Source organism: Salinisphaera sp. SPP-AMP-43, assembly GCF_049568105.1.
Lineage (GTDB): Bacteria > Pseudomonadota > Gammaproteobacteria > Nevskiales > Salinisphaeraceae > Salinisphaera.
In genome coordinates, this window is sequence record NZ_CP145335.1 from 4,063,874 (window position 1) to 4,084,331 (window position 20,458).

Sequence of the window (20,458 nt, forward strand, 5' to 3'; positions counted from 1 at the left end):
GGCAACCCGAAGCGCGGCAGCGCTTTGGGCGGTCCACTGCAGCGATTCGTTAGGCGCGAAAACTTCGCCTACGTGGGTGCGCATACTGCTCCTCACTAATTGCCTGATAGCGCAAGAACGATAACTTCGGCATGAACGATAACTGTGGTTGGTAGGAATGTATGACATCGCCAATTGACTCGCCGATTTGATCGAAACCCGGCGCTTCCGTGACAATTCCAGCATGCTTCGAAAGTCGACCTTTTTCTTGTCGCCAAAGCTCTTGAACATAGCGAGCATGAGATTCGGATGAAAAATAGATAGAATTCACTGCACTATGTAGCTGCAGCTTATTAATTGCGGCCACATCACGAAGGTCGCGAACCGCCTTCGCAGAATGACATCTACCCTTAATTCCGTATGCGTCCCCGTCGAGCATCATTAGCATGCGAGTCGGGCTGAGCGGATAAAACACCATTAATCCTTGGGAATCCGCGCCTAACACTCCTCGGTTAATAATATTCCGGCAAATCAGATTAATAAACACCACAGGCGCATCAGAGAATATATACGGCCTATTTGTTTTATTTTCGAGATAGATCGGCACGAGATCGGATAGCGTGTCCGCGATGCGAACCGCCTCTGCAAGATGTAGGGCGTGTACTTGCTTCTCATTTGCTCCCATCTCGGGGATTGTTTCTAGTAGTTTATGACGTTGATCGTCCGTCAGATTGTTGTCATTGTTTATCAAGACCTCGAGCTGGAGCTGCATAATTCGGTCTGCCATAGGCTGCCCCGAAAGTCTTCCAGCAACTGTCCTTGTTCGTTGCAGCATCACATTCTGATAACAGCATAATTGCGCATCTACGCTACAGTCATTGAAGCGAGCCGCAGATCTGACTTCATTCAGCGCCTGGGAATGCAACGTATCCACAGCGGCCAGCTGTTTTTCAGCATATGAGTCGCCGTAAAAATATTGTTGCGACGCCTGCCCTTTAATCGAGGCGCTCCGAATTGCTTTGCCGTCTTTTCGCAGGATTACATTAATACTGCGCCCATCCTTCGAAAAGTAGCGGAAGTAAAACTGCGGTACAAAATGCTGATTAGAGCCCTCGGCCATGGCACCTAACGCCTTGCTCACCGGAAAATTGGGAGCGCAGAGAGTAGTTTTTCCGCGTGCAGTAATTTGTTATACGCTTACTGCTTTACTGATTGATTGCAATACGGATGTGTAAGCTGTGCGTTATCGGAATCACCCAGCCCCCCATCTCTAACTGGCTCTATGTGGTCGTAAGATACAGATTTTTCGACATCTATATATCCACGGCATATAGAGCATTTAATGCCGTTTCTAAGCGCTACATCAATAAATACCTTACTTTTATCGTCACCACTTATTTTTACCGAAGTCTTTTTAAAATCACCAGCGATGATTTTTCCGTCAAGATCGGAAAACGAGATAAGCTCTTTCTCGCCGATCTCTTCTCCAGCGCTAAGTGCGCTGACAATGTTGTTTAATAAATTATGATATCTTGGAACTCGATATTTGCTTATACTTTTTTGCAAAATAGTAGCAATTAGATCTTTATGCTCTATCAATAACGATTCCAACCTCTCTCTTATATCGGTAAATTTTTGGAAAAATATTTTGTCATTATTTGCTATTTTTTCGGCAATTAGCGACGACGTTCCTAAAAACATAGGGGTAGAATGGCGGCCTGATGGACCATAATAATAAATAGCCGGGTGCAACCCAAGACTTCCTTTTTCATTCCCCGTGATTCTCGATGCAAGTGTTGTAACTTTTTTCATTACAAAAAATGTTAACTGGCCATCCGGATCATCTTGAAATGAGTCTACGGAAGGGGCTTCGCATTGCTGCTTTCTGTTTGCAAATAATATGAAGTCAATTAATACCCGTATTGCAGTGCGTATGCCTTTGGAGCCGCCTAGCGGTAAGTCCAATGTCTTTATTGGTCTTTTAATCTCGGGGCTAAACAATAATGTGCTTAACTTCTTAGACTCTTCTTCAATATTATTAGCTACTATGTCGCTGAATTGCGACCAGTATTTATGACCTCTTCCAGCTCTAATGATTGCTCTCGCGGCAATTGGAACTGGTTTTTTCCTGTTTCTTAGCAATAATTCTTCAAGATCATCCAAAGGTGTTCCTTTCATATTGATGTTGAAGAATGAAGCTTCTGCTTTGTCAGCATTACCCTGAACCCATTGAACCTGCAGACCTCGGCTAGTCAATGTTAAGAGCTTGGTTCTTTGCTCTTGAGTAATATCTTCATCGTCATCTTGTAAGCTTTTATAGTATGCCCAAGTATTAACGCGCTCTTTAACTAACCTTCTTGTTCTTTCAGCGGCTCTCCTCTGCTCGCTAGGGATATCATGGCCGAACATTTTGTGTGATATTTGCCCATCACCATAATCGTCTTCCATCCATGCCTTTAGAACACTAAGACGATGCCCCCCATCAATTACAAACAAATATGTCGGGGACCGCCAAAGAATTACTGAAGGTATCAAGTCACCATTTATATAACACTCCAGGAGAGAAACGACTTGGTCAGGAGTCCAGTGATTTGTTTCTCTCTGAAAGTCTGGTTTGCGTAGAATTGACCCTGTTAAGCCACCTGACATTAACTCCCTGGCGGGGATAGTGTTAAATTGCTCAAAGGCCAATTGGTCGTCGGAGTCGTTTAATGCGAAATCAGCACGCTTTATCATCGCATCTAGATTTACTAAGTTAGACCGTCCTGCCACGATTTCTCCTAAATTTTTGGTTGCGTATATCGCCAATTTAGACGACATAGATCTAATGCTAGATATATACGCATCTATATCTGTATATCTTCTGCAATCCAACTCGTAAGACATAGCCTGTCTCCTTCGACAGGCCATCCTTACCTGCCACGCAGCTCATGCTCGTGGCCTTCAATTTCGACCAGTACTGGGCTTTTTGTAGCCCACGTCATCGAACTCTGTTTCCCGCGATTAGCAAGCGACGAAGGCTCGATTGCCTCAATCAGATCGATGGCGTTCCGCCAGCCCCGGAATCAGCGTTATGGCAATAACGCGCCCTATTCAGACTTCGGCGGCACTTCTGAGCCAGTTGCCCGGTTCTGTTATGGCAGGGATTAAGATGCGGTCGAGTTTCCGTAGACGCCCCCTCGTCAGCATGGGAGCGACGTTACCGCGATTTATATGGTTATTGAAGGCAAAGACCGGGGCAGTACGTAGCGTGCCTCGCCATCTATCAGAAAAATATGGATTTTCTAAATTGTCTCATCGCTCGTATGACGACGCGCACTCGGCCTTCGTGCGCTTCGGCTAAGGGTGGGGCGGCATAGCGCCCGTGTTCGCCGGAGGGGTGTCGACGTTTTAGCGAGGGTGGTAGCAAACGGCATTAGGCCTTGAGTTGCCTATGACGCCCCAGCTTGTGCATCGTTCTTTCAACCAAGACAGAGATGGCCAGTTTCGGAGCGCCTGCCCAATCGAATCTTGCTCTGCGCTTCATAGCGCTATTCCAATCCAGGCGCGGCTGCCTCGTGCCGCACTCTATGGGTCGCCAAGCTCGATAGCGCTGTCGCCCGGCTTCGCTCGATCAGCAACCCGTGCGTCTTGCCTCATCCACTCTCGGAACCATCGCCCAACTTCTGCCAAACCCGGGCAAACGCCTGCTTGAAGGCATCCATCTCTTTAGGCGTGCCGATCGACACGCGAATCCAGTTCGGCCAGGCCGCCCAGCTACGCCCGACCAATACGCCCTCTTCGGCTAGCGCTTTGGCGATTTCTTTGCCCGGCTGGCCGACGTTCATCATGAAGCAGTTCGAGCGTGAGTCGGTACAGGGCACGCCTTGTGCTTTAAGCCAGGCAATGGTGTCGCGGCGGATGCCTGCGGTATAGGCCTTGCGGCTGGGTACGAGATCGGCATCTGCGATGCTGGCATCGGCGGCCACGATCGCAGTATTGGGCAGGAAGGCCGCGCCGGCAGAGCGGCTGGCGAGCCGGTCTTTCGTTTCGCCGCTGGCTACGGCAAAACCGCAGCGCAGCCCGGCCATGCCGTAGATTTTGGAAAACGTCTGCAGCACGACCAGATCAGGATGATCGGCCACGAGGCCGGCCATCGAGCGTTCATCGCTGAAATGGATATAGGCTTCATCGACCAGCAGCACGGCATCCTTGGGCTTGTCTGCCAGGAGTTTTTCGATCGCCTTGCGCGGGGTCACGGTGCCGGTCGGGTTGTTGGGGTTGACCACATAGATCAGCCCGGCATCGTCGAACCCGGCCATGGCGTTCGTATCGTGACTACCGTCTGCGGCGAGCGGCACGCGATGCACCGGCGCGCCCGTACGCTGGCAGACCTGGGCACAGGCCTCGTAGCCCGGCTCGGCCATGACCAGCGCGCGATCCGGCCCGGTGAACAGTTCCGGCATGAACAACAGGGCCCAGCTCGATCCGGGATAGAGCAGCAGATGTTCGGCGTGCACGCCTAAATGTTCGGCCAGCCGGCCCGTGAACTGCTGCTGCAGATCGAACCGGTAGCGATTGGTCTGGCCAAGAATCGATACGAGCGCATCGCGTGCCGACTCGACCACGCTAAGTGGATACTCGTTGTAATTGATGCGCACGTCGGCCCGAGAGAAATCGGGCAGATCGGAGGCCGGCGGGCAATACGGCTCGCTGGCCGCGATCGCTGGCGCGCCGGCCAGCGCTGCCGCGGCACTGGAAAAACCCGCGGCCTGTTTGAGAAAACGACGGCGCTCGGTGTTGATTGGCATGGTTTGAAGCATCAGCGACGTAATGGCGCGAATCAAGCAACGCGCATGCCATACATTACATAACCCGCCAGAAGGCTCAAACGCACAAGCGCCAGCCACATCGCGGACAAGCGACGCATTCGTGAAGCGATATGGAAACAGCCGCTCTGCTAGCCTGCTTTGGTAGCTTGCCCGGTCTTTCTCACGGCCCGCGCCAACCGGAACGGCCCAAACACGGCGACCGTTTTACTGCCTTCTTAACCCAGCGTTCGGACGATCGGCGAAAAAACACAACATCGCCGGGCCGGCCGAGGCCCCTGGCACACCGAGCCGCACCAGAGCTCGCCTTGCCCCGTCATGGCAAAGCCGGGCCCGAGCTGATGCGCTCGCCAAGCGAAGCTCAGGATTAAAAGGCCACCCACAGGGCTGAACTGGTAGCGCCTGGTTCTATGCGTATTAACAAGACTGGCCGAGGCTATACCCGGCCAACACGCCAGCCTTTGGTTTGAGCCGCAGCGGGTTTCGCTGGCCGGCGCTCCGCCCGGCTGGCTTGCAAGGACAGCCGATGTAAGTTTACGGGCCGCTATTCATCGGCAATATGGATATTCAGGTTGGCGACCTCGGCAGCCTGGACGAAATCGGCCGGCGGTTCGCGATCGGTGAACAGATCGTCGATTTCGGCGAGTGCGGCGACCCGCTCCAGCTTCGGCGGCCGGAACTTGGCATGGTCGACGAGCAGACTGCGGCGTCTGGCGCGCTTGAACATAACGCGCTTGACCGCGGCAAAGCCGCTATTCACTTCGCTCGGCCCGTCGCTATCGATGGCGCTGCAACTAGAAAAACAGTGGTCGGCCACGAATCGGCCAAGATATTCAGTGGTCTCGCTGCCCCAGGTGCCGGCATCGCCGGCTTGAAACAGGCCCCCGGCGATATGCACGGCAAAGGTCGGGTTGCGGGCCAGGATTTGGGCGATCGGAAAACTGTTCGTCAATACGATCAACTGATCCCGCTCGACCGAGAGCTGCTCGGCCAGCGTGAAACAGGTCGCACAGGAATCCATCATCAGCACGTCGCGGTCATGCACGATACGGCAGGCCTGCTGGGCGATCCGGTGCCGCGGCTCGCTGGCCTGTAGCGCCCGCTGCTGTATCGACGGCTCCATGGCGGTTCGGATCGCGATCGCCCCACCGTGGATACGCTCCAGCATGCGGCGCTCGGCCATGGCATCGATATCGCGCCGCACGGTTTCAGGCACGACATTGAATTCCTCGGCCAGGTTGGAGATCAACACCATGGGCTGGGTTTCGAGCTGATTCTGAATCCGCTCCCAGCGCTGTTGTTGCGATAACCGGGCGCGACTCTTCTTATTTACACGTGTATTCAAGATGTTACGCGTTGCGTGAATAGGGTGGCAGCGGATGTCGCCGCGAGCCGTAAGACTACCACCGCTGTTGGCGAGCCTTGAATGATATGCCACATAAGCGCGCCTCATAAAGTGGCATTCGCCACATTTAAGTGGGCAAAGCCTCAACCTGCCTATACGTACAACTCATCGAACACACTGTGCCAAATCAATATTAAGTTATTTACAAACATCTAGTTACATAAAACAAAACCGTGTTGGCCCCGTCCTTGCAAGTGTTGTCTTTACAACATCTGATATCGCCAAGACACACTTTGCGGCGATGAGCGACGAGGAATCGAAACCATGCTCTGCCTCGAACCGGCCCAGCACTGCCAGCCACTCGGCAGCCCCACTACGCGCGGGCACGCACTATGACTGAACGAACCGAAGCGCCGGCACCGGATCTGGAACGGTTTCATGCTCTATTCGCTGACCTCGGCCGGTTTGGTGCGACGCCGAAGGGCGGCCTGCACCGGCTGGCCGCAGGCCACGAAGACGGCCAGGCCCGCGACCGGCTCTGCGAATTACTCCAGCAGTCGGGGATGGCAGTTCGTATTGATGGCATCGGCAATATCTTCGGCCTGTGCGAGTGGTCGCCCGGCGCCGATTTCTTGCTGGTCGGCTCCCATCTGGATAGCCAACCCTGGGGCGGGCGCTTCGACGGCGCTTATGGGGTGGTCGCAGCCCTTTCGGTTGCGATCGCGCATAAGGCCGCCATCGACCACGGCCAGCCGGCGCCGCCGCTCAATCTGGCCGTCGTCAACTGGACCAATGAAGAAGGGGCCCGCTTTCGGCCAAGCCTGACCGGCAGCTCGGTTTATACCGGCACGCTGTCGGAAGCCGAGGCCCATGCCTTGGTCGACGACGACGGCACCCGTTTAGACGAAGCACTCGGCGCCATCGGTTATCTCGGCCAGGACACCCCGCCTACACCGGCCGGCTGTGTCGAGATCCATAACGAACTCGGCCGCCTGCTGGAAAACGAGGCCGCGCCGATCGGCGCGGTGACCCGGAACTGGGGCGCCCGCAAATACGAGCTGGTCTTCCACGGCGAGCAGGCCCATACCGGCCCGACTCTCATGGCTGATCGCCGCGATGCCCTGGTCGCCGCGTCGCAGATGATCGTGGCGACCCGGCGCCTGGCCGACCTCTACCCCGACGAGCAGCTGCGTACCTCGGTCGGACGCGCGGTGATCTCGCCGAATTCAGCCAACGTCGTGCCGGCCCGGGTGGCGATGTCGGTCGAACTGCGGTCGCCGGAAAGCGCCATCCTCGACGATCTCGATCAACGGGTGAGGGCCCTGTGGCCAGAGATCGAGGCCGATACCGGCTGCAGCGTCGAGCTGGTGAAGCAATCGGCCCGCCAGGCCCTGAACTTCTGGCCGAGCGGCGTCGCCGCCACGCAGGCCGCCGCCGAAGCGCTCGGCTATGCCTGTCGCGAGCTGGATACCGTGGCCGGACACGACGTAGTGGCCGTGATGAACCGGGTCCCCGGCGTGCTGATTAACGTGCCGAGTTATCGCGGCATCGGCCACAACGAAGCCGAATACACCGACCCGGAATCCCTCGGCCGCGGCGTCGAAGTGCTCAGCCGCGTCGTCTGGCAACTGCTGCATGACGACCCACGCCAAACCGGCAACCCCAGTTAGGAGATACAGGATGCCTAGACTAGGCCAGGCCGCGGATGCGGCCGAACAACAGATCGATACGGCGCTGCGCAGCCTGCCCCAAATTGGCGAGCAGATCACCGAATACGAGCCCGTGACCGCGCCCGTGGCCTCGCCAGTACGACGGGCCGTCGATGCGCTCGGCCTCAAAGCGCAATCCGCGGCGGGCGACTGCTGGTTCGTCAAATATTACTACCCCGAAGCCCGGCGCCGGCTGTCTTTCGATGCCGTGGTCGAGGCCAGCGACAAGGCCGGCCGTTTGCAGGTCGCCCCGGCCTGTATCGATGCCGCTGCCGACACCGGCGTTATCGCCTACGAATGGCTGGGCGACGGCTGGGATTGGGCTCGTCTGGATGCGCTCAGCAGCCCCCAGGCCCAAATGGCCCAATTCGAGCTACGGCGGGCCATCCATGCCGGGCCGAGCTATCCAATCGAGCGGAACATATTTGCCGAAATCCAGACCTTCGACCAGGCCACCCGCGAGGCCGGCGTACCGCGGCCGAACGATCTGGACTGGATGATCGACGAGATCGCTGCGGTTGCCGAACCGCTCGACGCGGCCTGCACGGCGCGAAAACCGGCCCACGGCGACGGCGTGAGCTCGAACGTGATGATCCACACCAGCGGCGCCCTGCGCCTGGTGGATTTCGACGTAGCCGGCAACGACGACCCGGCCCACGACCTGGCCAGCATGCTGGTAGAGATCTGCCCGTTCAAAGAACAGGTCTCGGAGGCCGTTGCCCTGTGGTCTGGCGCACCAGATCCGGAGTTATTCGCCAAATGCATGTTGTACGGCATCGCAGACGATCTTCGCTGGGGGCTTTGGGGTTTGACGATGTTTGCCGAATCGGCGCTGTCCGGCGTGGAATTTTTCAAATATGCCCAGTGGCGGCTCCTCAGAGCCCGCGCCAACCTGCACGACCGCGACTTCGAGACCTGGCGCCGGTCTTTCGGCTAAGCCCGCGATCCGTACACCCCATGGGGCAAGCATTATGAGCAAGAGATTTGGTCAGGCCGCGACCCCGGCCGAGCAAGCCTTGGAACAGGCGATCGACAAGGTCGACGGCTGGTCCGAGCTGGATATTCATTACCGACCGGTCAGTGGTGGCATTTCCAATACCAACTGGAAAATCGATCTGCCGGACGGGCGTTCGTTCTTCGCCAAGATTCCCGGGCGGGGCACGGAAATGTTCGTAGACCGCTACGCCGCCCACGATGCCAGCGTCACCGCCGGCGAATGCGGGGTCAGTGCCAAGGTGCACTGCTTCATCGAAAGCCTGGGCGTCGAAATCTTCGAATTTCTCGACGGCTATCGCGCCTCCAGCAACGCCGATTTTCTCGAACCTACGATCCGCCAGAACGCGGCGCTGGCATTCCGGCATTTTCACCAACAACCCGCCCTGTCGCTGACCAAGACGATCTTCGATCAGGCCGACGAGCATATGGCCCAGGTGGCGGATCTAGACGGTTATACCCCACCGGATAGCGTCTGGATTCGGCGGCAATACGAACACGCCCGGGCCGCATTGCAGGCCGCGGGGATCGATCTGGCGCCCTGTCTCAACGACAACCTCGCCGGTAATTTCATGCTGAATTCAGACCGCGATGTGTTGTTGGTCGACTTCGAGTACGCCTCGAACAACGATCCGCTCTACGACCTCGCGCTGTGGTTCGGCGAGATGTTCTTCGAACCGGAAGTCGAGCACGAAATCATCGAAGCCTACTTCGGCGAAGTGACGTCGCAAATGCTGGCCCGAATATACATCTATCGCGCCTTGGCCGATGTGAAATGGTCGAACTGGGCCTGGGTCCAACGGCAGATTTCTACGCTGGCGTTCGATTTTCATAAGTATGGCGTCTGGAAACATCTGCGTGCGCGCGGCCTCATGCAGGACGCACGCTGGGTATGGGCGCTCAATCATGTGTAATGGTCACGCCCCGCCCCGCCCTGCCGATGTCGCGTCGTTGGCGCTATTCGATCTGGACAACACCCTGATCGCCGGAGACTGCGATACCGAATGGCTGGCCTTCATGGTCACGCACGGCTTGATCGATCAGCCGACGCATGACCGGCTCTCGGACTGGTTCGAAACCGAATACGCGGCCGGCACGATCGATTTGCAGACCTTCTCGCAAACGGTTCTGGCCCCGTTATCCGATGTCGAGGCCCATGAGATCACCGCCTGGCGTGACCGCTTTCTCGAAGAACGGATCGCGCCCCTCGTGCTACCCGATGCCGAGGCCCTGATCGATGACCACCGCCGCGCCGGCGATCGAACGGTCTTGGTGACGGCCACCAGTACCTTCATCGCCAACCCGGTCGCCGAACGCCTTGGGGTCGACAGCGTTCTGGCGACGCCGGTTGCCTTCGGCCCGGACCGGCCGTCTGGGCCACTCGCGACCACCGCCTGTTTTCGTCGCGGCAAGATCGACCACGTCGAAGCCTATTGCCAAGAGCTTGGCGCCAGCCCGGCCTCGCTTTCGACATGGGCCGAGCGCGCCACGTTTTATAGCGACTCGCACAACGACTTGGCTTTGCTGCGCTGGGTCGGCCGGCCGGTTGCGGTCGACCCCGACCCGCACTTGGCAGCGGAAGCCCAAAAACACGGCTGGCCAATCATGTCGCTCCGTAGCCGATCGGCGAGATCCCAAAGCGTGCCCTGACATGCCATAGAACCACTGTTCGGCCCTACGTTGGCGCGCTCGGAACATTTGCGTTGCCCCGGCTATCGGGCCATCTGCCGTCTCCGGCAAGCCAATCAGCAAAAAACGTCTGCAATCATCGACCGGGTGAAGCGATTATGACGATGAAAACCTTGTTCGCCATTTACTTCTTGGCGCTCCTATTAATGGCGGTTTTCCCGCCGTTCTATCTTGCCGTAAGCGGCAGCCAGATATTGGTTTTGGGCATACCGCTGCCGTTTTTCTACTGGATTCTCATCGCTGCCTTGCTGTGTCTGGGGGTGGCGCTTCTTTATTGCTACGAACAAGCGCGGGGCGAGATTCCCGAGGATGAACAGTCATGATCCCATCCGGTGATTTTCAAGATGTTCTGCTGGCTTTTGGCACCATCTCGGTGTTTATCGCAGGCATGATCGCGGTTCTTTATCTGACCAATCGCAAAAGCCGGGATTTCGCCGATTATGCGGTCGGCGGCCGCTCCTACGGCCCCTGGTTCATCGCCATGTGCTATACCAATTCCTGGTGGCCCGGCGCAGTATTTACCGCGTTTTTCGGGCTATCGGTCGGCGGCGCACTCGGCTTCTATGGGCTTGTGTACTCGACGCTCGGCGTAACGGCCATGTATTTGATGGCTAACCGCGCCTGGGTCTGGGGGCAACGTTTCGAACTCAAGACCCAGCCCGATCTGCTCGGGATGCGCTACCGCAGCCCGGCGGTCAAACGCGTGGCCTCGATTATCGGCATTATTTCGATTTTCCCCTGGGTGGTACTGGGCATTCAGGCACTAGCAACGCTATTCGAATTCGCCAGTTTCGGGCGCTGGGACATCACTGTCTCGTTGATCGTCGGCGTGATCGTCATCCTCGTTCGGCAATACTGGACCGTCAGCATGGGCATGCGCGGACTGATGATGACGGATATGTACCAAGGGCTGATCGCCTACGTCATGGCCGCTGCCGTATGCCTGCTATTGCTTGGCTTCTCGGATGTCTCGGCCTATAGCAATCTTGCCGATCTGCCTGATCAAATGCTGACCATTCCGGGCGCCGACAATACCGGCTACGGGCCGTGGTATGTCTTCAGCCTCGTGTTCACCGGCGTGATCGGATCGATGTGCTGGCCGATGAGTTTCCAAAGAATCTATACCGCCAGCGGCGTGAAATCGGTCAAAAAAGGCACGCTCTACACCATTATCCTGGTCGGCGGCTTTTACGGAATCCTGATGCTGTATGCCGCGGCCGTTAGCCAAAATGCCGAGGTCGTCGCCAATCCCCAGCTCGGCTGGTTCACTTCGCTGTTTCAAATCGGCGGCCCGATCATGCTGACCGTGGCGATCGTAACCGTACTGGCGGCGAGCATTGGCCATGTCGACGGTTGCGTACAGGTCAGTGGCGTCCAGTTCGCCAACGACCTGGCGACCTGGAACAAACAACGCAGCGACCGACAGCTGACCGTTCTCGCCAAAACCGCGATGATCGTGTTCATCGCGGCAGCAGCGATCGTGTCTTATCTCACCTTCAACTACCCAAGACTGCAGCTTCTGGCCCAGATTTCATATCAGGGCATTATTCAGCTTTCGGTACCGCTGTTTTTCGGTATCTTCACGAAACTGGGTAACAAGCAGGGCGCGATCAGTGGCATGCTCGCCGGCATCGTCGTATCTATTCTGCTGACACTCTGGTTCCCCGACGATATTGCGGCCCTGGGCTCGCTAACGAGTGGCGTTATCGGCGTCGCCTGCAATGCGGCTCTGTTCTTGATTCTCGCTTTGGCCATAAAACCGAGCCACGAGCAACGCCGGCATGTAGATGAGCTCTTCGAAATGGCCGCCCAAGCCAAACCGCGCCATCAATTGCAGGGGGCCGGCGCAGCTCGCTAAGACGGCGTCCTGCTGTAGCCATCGATGGAGGCACGGGCAACCGCTGCCTCCATCGAGTTGCCCACATGATCGAGCTGGGCCGAAATCGAAGGCCTGCCTCGCCCTCACTGCCACTCGGGCCAGCCACCGCGCCTGCTCATGACAACAACGCGCTATCGTTCCCTCGCTTCGGCCAGCTTTAGTCGGTTATTGAGGCGTCGTCCGAGCGCCGCATCGCCGCCCCAATCGTGGCGGGCACGGCGCGAGCCGATTCCTGGCGGGCCACGATCCAGGTGCGTAACGCGGGCCGAGGCGGTTCGGACCGCAATCCAGCGTTGTCGCTCACGGACGTCGCGCCACAACGCCGCACTCGTAGTGCCTCGGCTTGCAGCTCAATAGCCCTGGGCACGGACTCGCACAAAACCTCAACCCACCCTAACCGAACATCGCCGGGCGCCCTCACGCGCCGGTGGCGCCGACGAAGCCAGTCGTGCGCCCAACGAGCTTTGCGGTTGATAGGTAAAACCCAGCAGGCCAGTGCGTCGATCAACGCCCGTCCACTGGCAACGCCTGACTCAAGCAGTAGTTCGGCGCTTAAGTGCCCGATCCCGTCCCGACTCGGGACATCGTTGCCCGCTGGTGACGCGGCCATGTTCACGGCAGAGTATTCTTGTAGATTGCGCCGTCTTTCATGATGACGACGAAATTCTGGTCGGCATCAGCAACTAAATCGAGATTCGCCAGCGGATTGCCGTCGACCAGAATCAGATCGGCCAGGGCCCCTTCTTTAATCACGCCTAGCTGTCCGGGATAGGGATCGCGTGGGCCACTCAGTTTGAGTAGTTCGGCATTGTCATGGGTGGCCATTTTCAGCGCCTCGTGCGGCGTATACCACTTTTGCAATTTAGCCAGGAATTTCCCTTGCTTCGCGGCAAGATCGGCATCGAACAATAAATCGGTGCCGAAGGCGGTCTTGACCCGATACTTTTTCGTCAGCGCGATCACATGATCCAGCCCGGCCACGACTTGTCTGTATTTGTCCTGGCTGACGGGGTTTTCAAATACGAACGCGTCTTCGCCGCTCAGCTCCATCGGCTGCATACTCCACCACACGCCCTTGCGGGCCATCAGCTTCGCCGTGGCTTCGCTAATGAAAAAACCGTGCTCCATCGAGATCGCGCCGGCCTGGATCCACTGTCGAACAGCGGCATCCGTGTTGACATGCACCATGACGTAGGTATTCCACGTTTTGGCGACATCGACGGCGGCCTTCATTTCATCGAAGGTATATTCGGTCACGTCCAGCGGATCGTAGAGAGAAGACACCCCGCCGCCGCCCATGGTCTTGATCTGACTGGCCCCCATACGCAAAGCCTCACGGCTGCGCTGGAGGACTTCTGGCACCCCGTCAGCAATCAGCGTATGGCCGACCCGCTGCGGGTAATCGAGCGGTGTGGCCGGGTTTTCGGGCACATCGTTCGGCCCCCGAAAATCGCCGTGCCCCGCGGTTTGGCCGATGTAGGGCCCGGACGGATAGATGCGCGGGCCTTCGACCAGCCCGGCATCGATCGCATTCTTGACGCCCAAACAGTTGCCGCCGGCATCGCGTACCGTCGTAAAACCGCGCCGTAATGTGGCCCATGACGCATTGGCTGCAGCGATACTGAGATAACCGAAGTCAGCCGCAAGCACCCGACTTATCGGCCAGAAATTCAACATGGTATGCCAGTGCGCATCGATGAGACCGGGCATTAGGGTTCGCTGTTGGCCACGAATCACGACGGCCCCAGGAGCGCTAATCGTACGATCCAAGATCTTTTTAATCAGATTTCGCTCGACCAACACATTCCTGTTTTTAAGCAGCTTTTCGCTTGTGCCGTCGAAGATGTTCACGTTCACGAACAGCACGCGGCTGGCCGTGGTTCGGGCCTCAGCGTAGCCGGCGGCGCCGACCAGGCAAAGAATCAATACGAACCGGTAGATGATGATTAGTACAGGGTTCATGTCGCACCCCAACATTTGGCTGTTAAACCCAACGATCGCGGCTCTGAGTCGATGGCGAGGCAGGCATAGGCCGAGCCATGAACCACGACGATCATAGGGGACAAGCAAGCACGGTTCTGCGTGGTATGCCCTTATCCAGAACTTGCTTTTTCTCGATGCCAGTCGCTCTGCCCGACACCGCTCGACCGACGCTGAGCACAGCTTTAGCCCACGCTGTCCTTATTCCTTTTCAATTACCTGGGTCGCGCCGCTGTCATCGAAGCTCGATACGCCCGGGGTCTTGATCGCGTGGCCGTCGAGCCATTGATTGACGTCGACCGGCCGGAAGCGACCTTTTGCCACTGTGGCGTAACGAATCGGCTGGCCGGCGTTGATAGCAAGCACTTTTCCATGCCGGAAGGCGATCTTGCCGTTGACGATCACATAGGGAATACCGACCGGTGGCCGCCCTTCCTCCCCGGCCTTGTCATTGGGGATGAAGTTTTCGTAACCGGAGAAGCCGGTGGCCTGCTCGGAGATCACGCCAAAACCGGCAGAATGATGGTTACGCCCGGTGATCAGGACCGTATGGGTCGGCGAACAGAGCGCGGTCGAAAACATGCGGGTATAGCACAGCCCGTTCTCGGCCAGGCGGTCGAGCGTTGACGTCGGGATGACGCCGCCGAAAGCGCTGGGCACGGCAAAGCCGGCATCGCCGGTGATGATCACCAGCACGCTCGGCGCGTCAGGCGGCGGCAGCTGCTGACCGTAGATGACACCCAGAGCATCCGGCGAACCCGGCTCACCGATGATTTTTTCGGCGACAGCGAACCCGGCCAGCAAGTATAACAGCGCGAGACCAAACGTCAGCGGTGCGATCCATTTCGTATTCATGACCGGCCTCCATCAAACGCCAGAGCATGCTTTTATGCTCTGGCGTTTGGCGCATACCCAGGCTGCAAGGCTCGCCGGGCGGGCCAGGTATTACTCATCGAAAAACCGGCGCTCGAAATGGCGCTTATGGAGGGAGATTACGGCGCTACTGACAGCGGCTTTTGATCGTCGTCAATCGAAGCACGGCTCTGATCTAGGTCTTACAGACGTAGAAGAAAACGTTCCGTGTTTGCCCGGCTCGATACGCTTTGGCTTCGCACGCGTCGCTACAAGCCGATAGCGATATGCCAACTTAAACCCCCGTTACCGCAAAGGTGGCAGAGTCCAGGACTCGCCACCGCTCCGGTTACGGCTTGCGTGGACGAGCCAGTCAGCACCATCGCCTAGCGCGTCATCACACCCTCGTGGGCCATTTTCGACGAATGCGCTACCAGCTCCTGGATAAAACTACGCACGACCAGCGACGCCCGCTTTCCGGCCCGAGTGACGATATAGAAGCTCGATACCATGCCCGTGCTGGCTGGCAAGATCGGGCACAGACTGTTTTGCTCGCACCAGCGCCGGGCGTAATGGTCCGGTAGATAGCCGATGAAACGGCCGCTGAGGATCAGCATCGCCTGGGCTTCCATATTGGAAACCTCGGCGCCGACCTGGACGCCGTCGAAAATCCGTTGCTCGCGACGATCGGCATAGCGATGGGCCACGAAAGGATGCGCGGCCACGGTATCCAGGCTCAATTGTTCCTGGTCGACATCGAACAGCGGATGCTGGGCAGCGCAATACACGCTATGCCGCTCCTGGTGCACCGGATGATATTGCAGGCCCTGGATTCGATTCGTTTCGGGCACCAACGCCAGATGCAGCTGGCCGTTAGCCACGTGGGTGACCAGATATTCCGGGCTTTCGATCGAGACGTCCAGATCCACACCGGCATTGCGACGCAGGAATTCGCCGAGGATCTGTGGGTAGGGCATGGAGTCGTCGGTGATGGTGTTGTCGACGATACCGAGCCGCAACGTGCCTACCAAGGTGTCGCGCAGGCCACCCATTTCGCTGTCGAAATCGTCGACCGAAGCGAGTAACGATTTGACCCGCTCGTAGGCGATCGCCCCGCGATCGGTCAATTCGAAGCCACCCCGGCCCCGCCGACAGACCCGAAAGCCGAGCCGTTTTTCCAGGCCGCTGATATGAAAGCTGATGGCCGACTGGCTCATATGCAGGGTGCTGCTGGCGCCGGCGAATCCCCCCTGATCGGCGACCGCACGAAATACCGCCAGGCTTTTCAGATCCAGATCGGCGAGCTTCATGGCTGCATGCTTCGTCTACTCATCACAATATTATTGATGTGAACTTCAAGATAAAACAATTTTGTTGAGACTAAAGCTCTGCTCTAATCGATCGCACTCATAGCCATTCATCGGCATCGGGGCGTGACATGACGATCGTGCAGAAGAAGCTTTTCTATCTCATCGGGCTGTTCGGCCTGCTATTGGGCTTGGTCACGACCGCCCAGGCGGGCCCCGACCTACTACAGCAGGTCAAAAACGAGGGCCGACTGACCGTCGGTACGGAAGCGCGCTTCAAGCCGTTCGAATTTGTCCAAGACGGCCAGATCGTCGGTTATTCGGCCGACATCATGCGCCACATCATGCAACAGCTGCCGGACGTCGAGCTGGTGCGCCGGGATGTGCCCTGGCAGGGCATTCTTCCGGGGCTAGAATCCGGCCGCTTCGACTATGTCGTCACGTCCGTGGTCGCCACGCCGAAACGCCGCGAGAAATACCACCTGAGCCTGCCGATCGCGACCGCCAGCATGGCGCTGCTCAAGCGAAGCGGGGATGACAGCATCCAGTCGCCCCAGGATCTCGGCGGCAAGGTGGTCGGCTCCCAGACCGGCTCGGCCCAGCTGGCCGCGGTTAAAGCGTTCAACAAGACACTGCGCGAGAACGGCAAGCCGGCCGCCAAGATCCGCAGCTACACCGACTTCAACCAAGCCTATGCCGACTTGGCACAAGGCCGGCTCGATGCCGTCGCCAACGGCCTGCCCAACCTAATGCAGGCGGCCCAGACGCGTCCCGAGATTTTCGCGGTCGTGCGCCCGACCTTCGGACCGAAGAAATACTACGCCTGGGCTGGCCGTAAGGACGCCGAGAGCCAATCGCTGAATCAATTTTTCGATCGCCAGCTCCGCCGGCTGAACGACGACGGCACGCTCGCCGAACTGCAGAAAAAATGGTTCGGTCAGGCCATGTCGTTGCCGACCGAGCGGCCCGAGCCGCAATAGCGTTATCCGACCGGTCCCGTCTGCGGCACCTCGCAGACGGCCCCGTTCATCCGATCGAGAGCATTGATGTACGACATACTCGTGCAATACCACGGAATGCTGATCGATGGCGTGACCACGACGCTCACGGTATCGCTCTGCGCGATATGGCTCGGCATGCTGGCGGGCCTGTGTCTGGCCTTCGGCCTGCTGAGCCGCCATGTCTGGATCAAGCGACTGAGCGGTTTTTATCGCAGCATCTGGCGCGGCACGCCGATCCTGATCCAGCTGCTGGTCGCAGTCGAGCTGCCGCCGCTGCTGGGCCTGAACGTCTCCCCGCTGGTGCCTGCGATCGCCGCACTCGCGCTCAATACTGCCGCCTTTCAAGGCGAGATCTACCGCGCCGGCCTGGCCGCGATTCCCAGTGGCCAGAGCGAGGCAGCCCGGATGCTGGGAATGCATACCCTAGCCATCCGACGGCGCATTCTCGTGCCCCAGATGTTTCGCCTGACGATGCCGTCGCTGGTTAACGAAATCATCAATATCGTCAAGAACTCGTCGCTGATTTCAGTGATCGCGGTCACCGACCTGATGCGGGTCGGGCAACAGATCTCGGCCAACACCTTCCGCCCCATGGACAGCTATCTCGCGGTGGGCGCGTTGTATCTGATCATCAATCTTGGGCTGGCCATTGTGGGCGTGTTGGCGGAACGCCACTTCGGCCGCGGCTTGACGACGCGGAGTGGCTCATGACCGACACTGCGCTGTTGTTCGATTCGTTGCCGTCGATCCTCTACGGCCTGTGGAACACGCTCTGGATATGCAGCCTGGGCTGTGTGCTGGCGATCATGCTCGGTCTGCTGGTCGCGGTGCTACGCCTGGGCTTGCCCAAGCCGCTCGGGTGGCTGCTACGCGGCTATGTGGAATTGATGCGTGGCACGCCATTTTTGGTCGTCCTGTTCATCATTTATGCCGGCGGCCCATCTATCGGGCTGCGTTTTAGCGCTCCGGTATCCGGCGTGCTCAGCCTGGGGTTGTACGGCGCGGCCTATTTTTCCGAGATATTTCGCTCGGGCTTCAACGCGATCCCGCGTGGCCAGATCGAGGCCGCCAACATGCTGGGCCTGCCCCGGCGATACCAACTTTTGCATATTCGAATTCCGCAGATGATGCGGCTCGTCATTCCGCCGGGCAGCAACCAGGTCGTCATCCTCATGAAGGAATCGGCGCTGCTGGCCGTGATCAGCGTCGATGAGCTGACCAAGACGGCGATGCAGATCGTCAATCAGAACTATGTCGTGATGGCGCCTTATATCGAAGTCGGCCTGCTCTATTGGCTGGCCATCGAACTGGTCGCCCGCGGCGGCTACTGGCTCGAACGACGCTACCAGCACGCATCCAGGGATACATGATGGAACAGTCATCCAGCAGCCATGCCGCGTCGCCGATCATCCGGGTACGCGGCCTCGGCAAGCAGTTCGGCGACACCGAAGTCCTGCGCAATATCGATCTCGATATCGATCGCTCGGAGGTGGTTTGTGTCATCGGCCCGTCGGGATCGGGCAAATCGACGCTGCTGCGTTGTATCGCGTTTCTGGAAGCCTATGACGCCGGCTTCGTACATATCGACGGCATGCTTCTGGGCTACCGGCTCAACGATGCCGGGCGCACGCTCGCCTCCAACAAGGAAATCAGTCGCGTACGCCGGCCGCTGGGCATGGTCTTTCAGCATTTCCATCTGTGGCCGCATCGCACCGTGCTCGGCAACGTCACCGAAGCCCCGCGCCTGGTCAACGGCTTGTCACGCCGGGCCGCGAACGAGCTGGGCCAGAAAATGCTCGCGCAGGTCGGCCTTGCCGAGCGTGCCCACGCTTACCCAGAACAGCTGTCCGGCGGCCAGAAACAGCGCGTTGCGATCGCCCGGGCCATGGCGATGGAACCCCAAGTCATGCTGTTCGACGAACCGACCTCGGCGCTCGATCCCGAGCTGGTCGGCGAAGTGCTCAACGTCATGAAGCGACTGGCCAGCGACGGCATGACGATGATGATCGTCACCCACGAAATGGGCTTCGCTGCCCATGTCGCCGATACCGTCGTGTTCATGGACCAGGGCGAAATCGTCGAACACGGTCCGCCGCAACAGGTGTTCAAAACCCCGGCCAGCGCGCGACTGCAACAGTTTCTGGAAACCTGGCGCGAACGCTCGCTATAGCGCTGCCCTGCAAGATTCAACAACGGAGACCTACTTTGAACCCATTCGACCATGCCCGTATCGAAAGCCTGCCGTCCTCGAACGCCGAGCCCTGCGGCCATAACCTGACCCTCGACAACCCGATCTCGGTCGACGGCCATACTCAACCGGGCGTTCGCCACGAAGTACCGGCGCGCTGCGGCCGGGCGGTACGGGTGCCGGCCGGCCAGACCCTGCGCATCATCAATACGCCCGGCACCCAGGTCTGCGACACCTGGGCGTTCAACGCCAATAACCTGAACGAATTCATCTCGATGGAACATGCGCGGGCATGGATCGACCGGCTGATCCCGCGCGAGGGCGACCCACTGCTCAGCAATCGGCGCCGTCCGGTGATGACACTGACCCGCGATACCTCGCCGGGCATCCACGACACCGTCATCGCGGCCTGCGATCTGTTCCGGTTCACGACGCTCGGCGTGACCGAATACCACGACAACTGCTCCGACAATCTACGCATGGCCATGCAGGCCATCGGCCAGCCGGTGGCCGAAGTGCCACAGCCCTTCAATCTGTGGATGAATATTCCCGTGGACGCGCATATGCAACTCGGCTGGCAGCCGCCGGTATCCCAGCCCGGCGACTATGTCGAACTGCGCGCGGAAATGGACTGTATTGTCGCGATGTCGGCCTGCCCGCAGGACATCATTCCGATCAACGGGCAGGACTGTGTCCCCCAGCCCGTTCATTTCGAACTGCTTGGCTGA

17 protein-coding genes and 1 pseudogene are annotated in these 20,458 nt (G+C 58.3%); 11 read left to right on the top strand and 7 right to left on the bottom strand.

Annotation, left to right across the window (positions count from 1 at the left end; translation table 11 throughout):
• Positions 1–49: 49 nt before the first annotated feature.
• The 4 genes from V5738_RS17545 to V5738_RS17560 all read right to left on the bottom strand — a co-directional run bounded on the left by V5738_RS17545 (position 50) and on the right by V5738_RS17560 (position 6,132).
• Entirely contained in the window at positions 50–1,120 is a 1,071-nt protein-coding gene (locus V5738_RS17545; protein WP_423822117.1) for a DUF4238 domain-containing protein, read from the bottom strand.
• A 56-nt stretch (positions 1,121–1,176) separates the two neighbouring features.
• Positions 1,177–2,865, bottom strand: coding sequence for a GmrSD restriction endonuclease domain-containing protein (locus V5738_RS17550; protein ID WP_423822118.1), 1,689 nt, complete (start codon positions 2,863–2,865; stop codon positions 1,177–1,179).
• Between the two features lie 749 nt (positions 2,866–3,614).
• Positions 3,615–4,769, bottom strand: a complete 1,155-nt coding sequence (locus tag V5738_RS17555) for an aminotransferase class I/II-fold pyridoxal phosphate-dependent enzyme (RefSeq protein WP_423822119.1) — start codon at positions 4,767–4,769, stop codon at positions 3,615–3,617.
• 562 nt (positions 4,770–5,331) lie between these two features.
• Complete coding sequence (locus V5738_RS17560) at positions 5,332–6,132, bottom strand: DeoR/GlpR family DNA-binding transcription regulator (RefSeq protein WP_423822120.1); 801 nt, start codon at positions 6,130–6,132, stop codon at positions 5,332–5,334.
• Between the two features lie 392 nt (positions 6,133–6,524).
• On the opposite strand from V5738_RS17560, the gene V5738_RS17565 reads away from it, so the two are divergent.
• The 6 genes from V5738_RS17565 to V5738_RS17590 all read left to right on the top strand — a co-directional run bounded on the left by V5738_RS17565 (position 6,525) and on the right by V5738_RS17590 (position 12,381).
• Positions 6,525–7,802, top strand: a complete 1,278-nt coding sequence (locus V5738_RS17565) for a Zn-dependent hydrolase (RefSeq protein WP_423822121.1) — start codon at positions 6,525–6,527, stop codon at positions 7,800–7,802.
• A gap of 10 nt (positions 7,803–7,812) precedes the next feature.
• Positions 7,813–8,778 (top strand): phosphotransferase family protein, encoded by a 966-nt coding sequence (locus V5738_RS17570; protein ID WP_423822122.1) that lies wholly within the window; start codon positions 7,813–7,815, stop codon positions 8,776–8,778.
• Positions 8,779–8,812: 34 nt separating this feature from the next.
• Positions 8,813–9,748, top strand: a complete 936-nt coding sequence (locus V5738_RS17575) for a phosphotransferase (protein WP_423822123.1) — start codon at positions 8,813–8,815, stop codon at positions 9,746–9,748.
• Positions 9,749–9,785: 37 nt separating this feature from the next.
• The gene (locus V5738_RS17580; protein WP_423822124.1) at positions 9,786–10,484 is read left to right on the top strand and encodes an HAD family hydrolase; all 699 of its coding nucleotides are present in this window, start codon (positions 9,786–9,788) and stop codon (positions 10,482–10,484) included.
• Between the two features lie 137 nt (positions 10,485–10,621).
• A complete protein-coding gene (locus V5738_RS17585; RefSeq protein ID WP_423822125.1) occupies positions 10,622–10,846 on the top strand; it encodes a hypothetical protein in 225 nt (74 codons plus the stop codon).
• A complete protein-coding gene (locus tag V5738_RS17590; protein WP_423822126.1) occupies positions 10,843–12,381 on the top strand; it encodes a sodium:solute symporter family protein in 1,539 nt (512 codons plus the stop codon). Before V5738_RS17585 ends, V5738_RS17590 begins: the two co-directional genes overlap by 4 nt.
• Before the next feature lie 633 nt (positions 12,382–13,014).
• Here V5738_RS17590 and V5738_RS17595 read toward each other — a convergent pair.
• From V5738_RS17595 to V5738_RS17605, 3 genes and pseudogenes are all read right to left on the bottom strand, one after another.
• Complete coding sequence (locus tag V5738_RS17595) at positions 13,015–14,364, bottom strand: amidohydrolase family protein (protein ID WP_423822127.1); 1,350 nt, start codon at positions 14,362–14,364, stop codon at positions 13,015–13,017.
• A gap of 459 nt (positions 14,365–14,823) precedes the next feature.
• A pseudogene (locus V5738_RS17600) lies at positions 14,824–15,237 on the bottom strand (sulfatase-like hydrolase/transferase); the annotation flags it as partial.
• Between the two features lie 383 nt (positions 15,238–15,620).
• Complete coding sequence (locus V5738_RS17605) at positions 15,621–16,544, bottom strand: LysR family transcriptional regulator (protein ID WP_423822128.1); 924 nt, start codon at positions 16,542–16,544, stop codon at positions 15,621–15,623.
• Between the two features lie 128 nt (positions 16,545–16,672).
• Here V5738_RS17605 and V5738_RS17610 point away from each other — a divergent pair, with 128 nt between their 5' ends.
• The 5 genes from V5738_RS17610 to V5738_RS17630 all read left to right on the top strand — a co-directional run bounded on the left by V5738_RS17610 (position 16,673) and on the right by V5738_RS17630 (position 20,458).
• Entirely contained in the window at positions 16,673–17,521 is an 849-nt protein-coding gene (locus V5738_RS17610; protein ID WP_423822129.1) for a transporter substrate-binding domain-containing protein, read from the top strand.
• Between the two features lie 66 nt (positions 17,522–17,587).
• A complete protein-coding gene (locus V5738_RS17615; RefSeq protein WP_423822130.1) occupies positions 17,588–18,253 on the top strand; it encodes an amino acid ABC transporter permease in 666 nt (221 codons plus the stop codon).
• Positions 18,250–18,912, top strand: coding sequence for an amino acid ABC transporter permease (locus V5738_RS17620; RefSeq protein WP_423822131.1), 663 nt, complete (start codon positions 18,250–18,252; stop codon positions 18,910–18,912). Before V5738_RS17615 ends, V5738_RS17620 begins: the two co-directional genes overlap by 4 nt.
• Complete coding sequence (locus tag V5738_RS17625; protein ID WP_423822132.1) at positions 18,912–19,712, top strand: amino acid ABC transporter ATP-binding protein; 801 nt, start codon at positions 18,912–18,914, stop codon at positions 19,710–19,712. Before V5738_RS17620 ends, V5738_RS17625 begins: the two co-directional genes overlap by 1 nt.
• A gap of 35 nt (positions 19,713–19,747) precedes the next feature.
• Positions 19,748–20,458 (top strand): DUF1989 domain-containing protein, encoded by a 711-nt coding sequence (locus tag V5738_RS17630; protein ID WP_423822133.1) that lies wholly within the window; start codon positions 19,748–19,750, stop codon positions 20,456–20,458.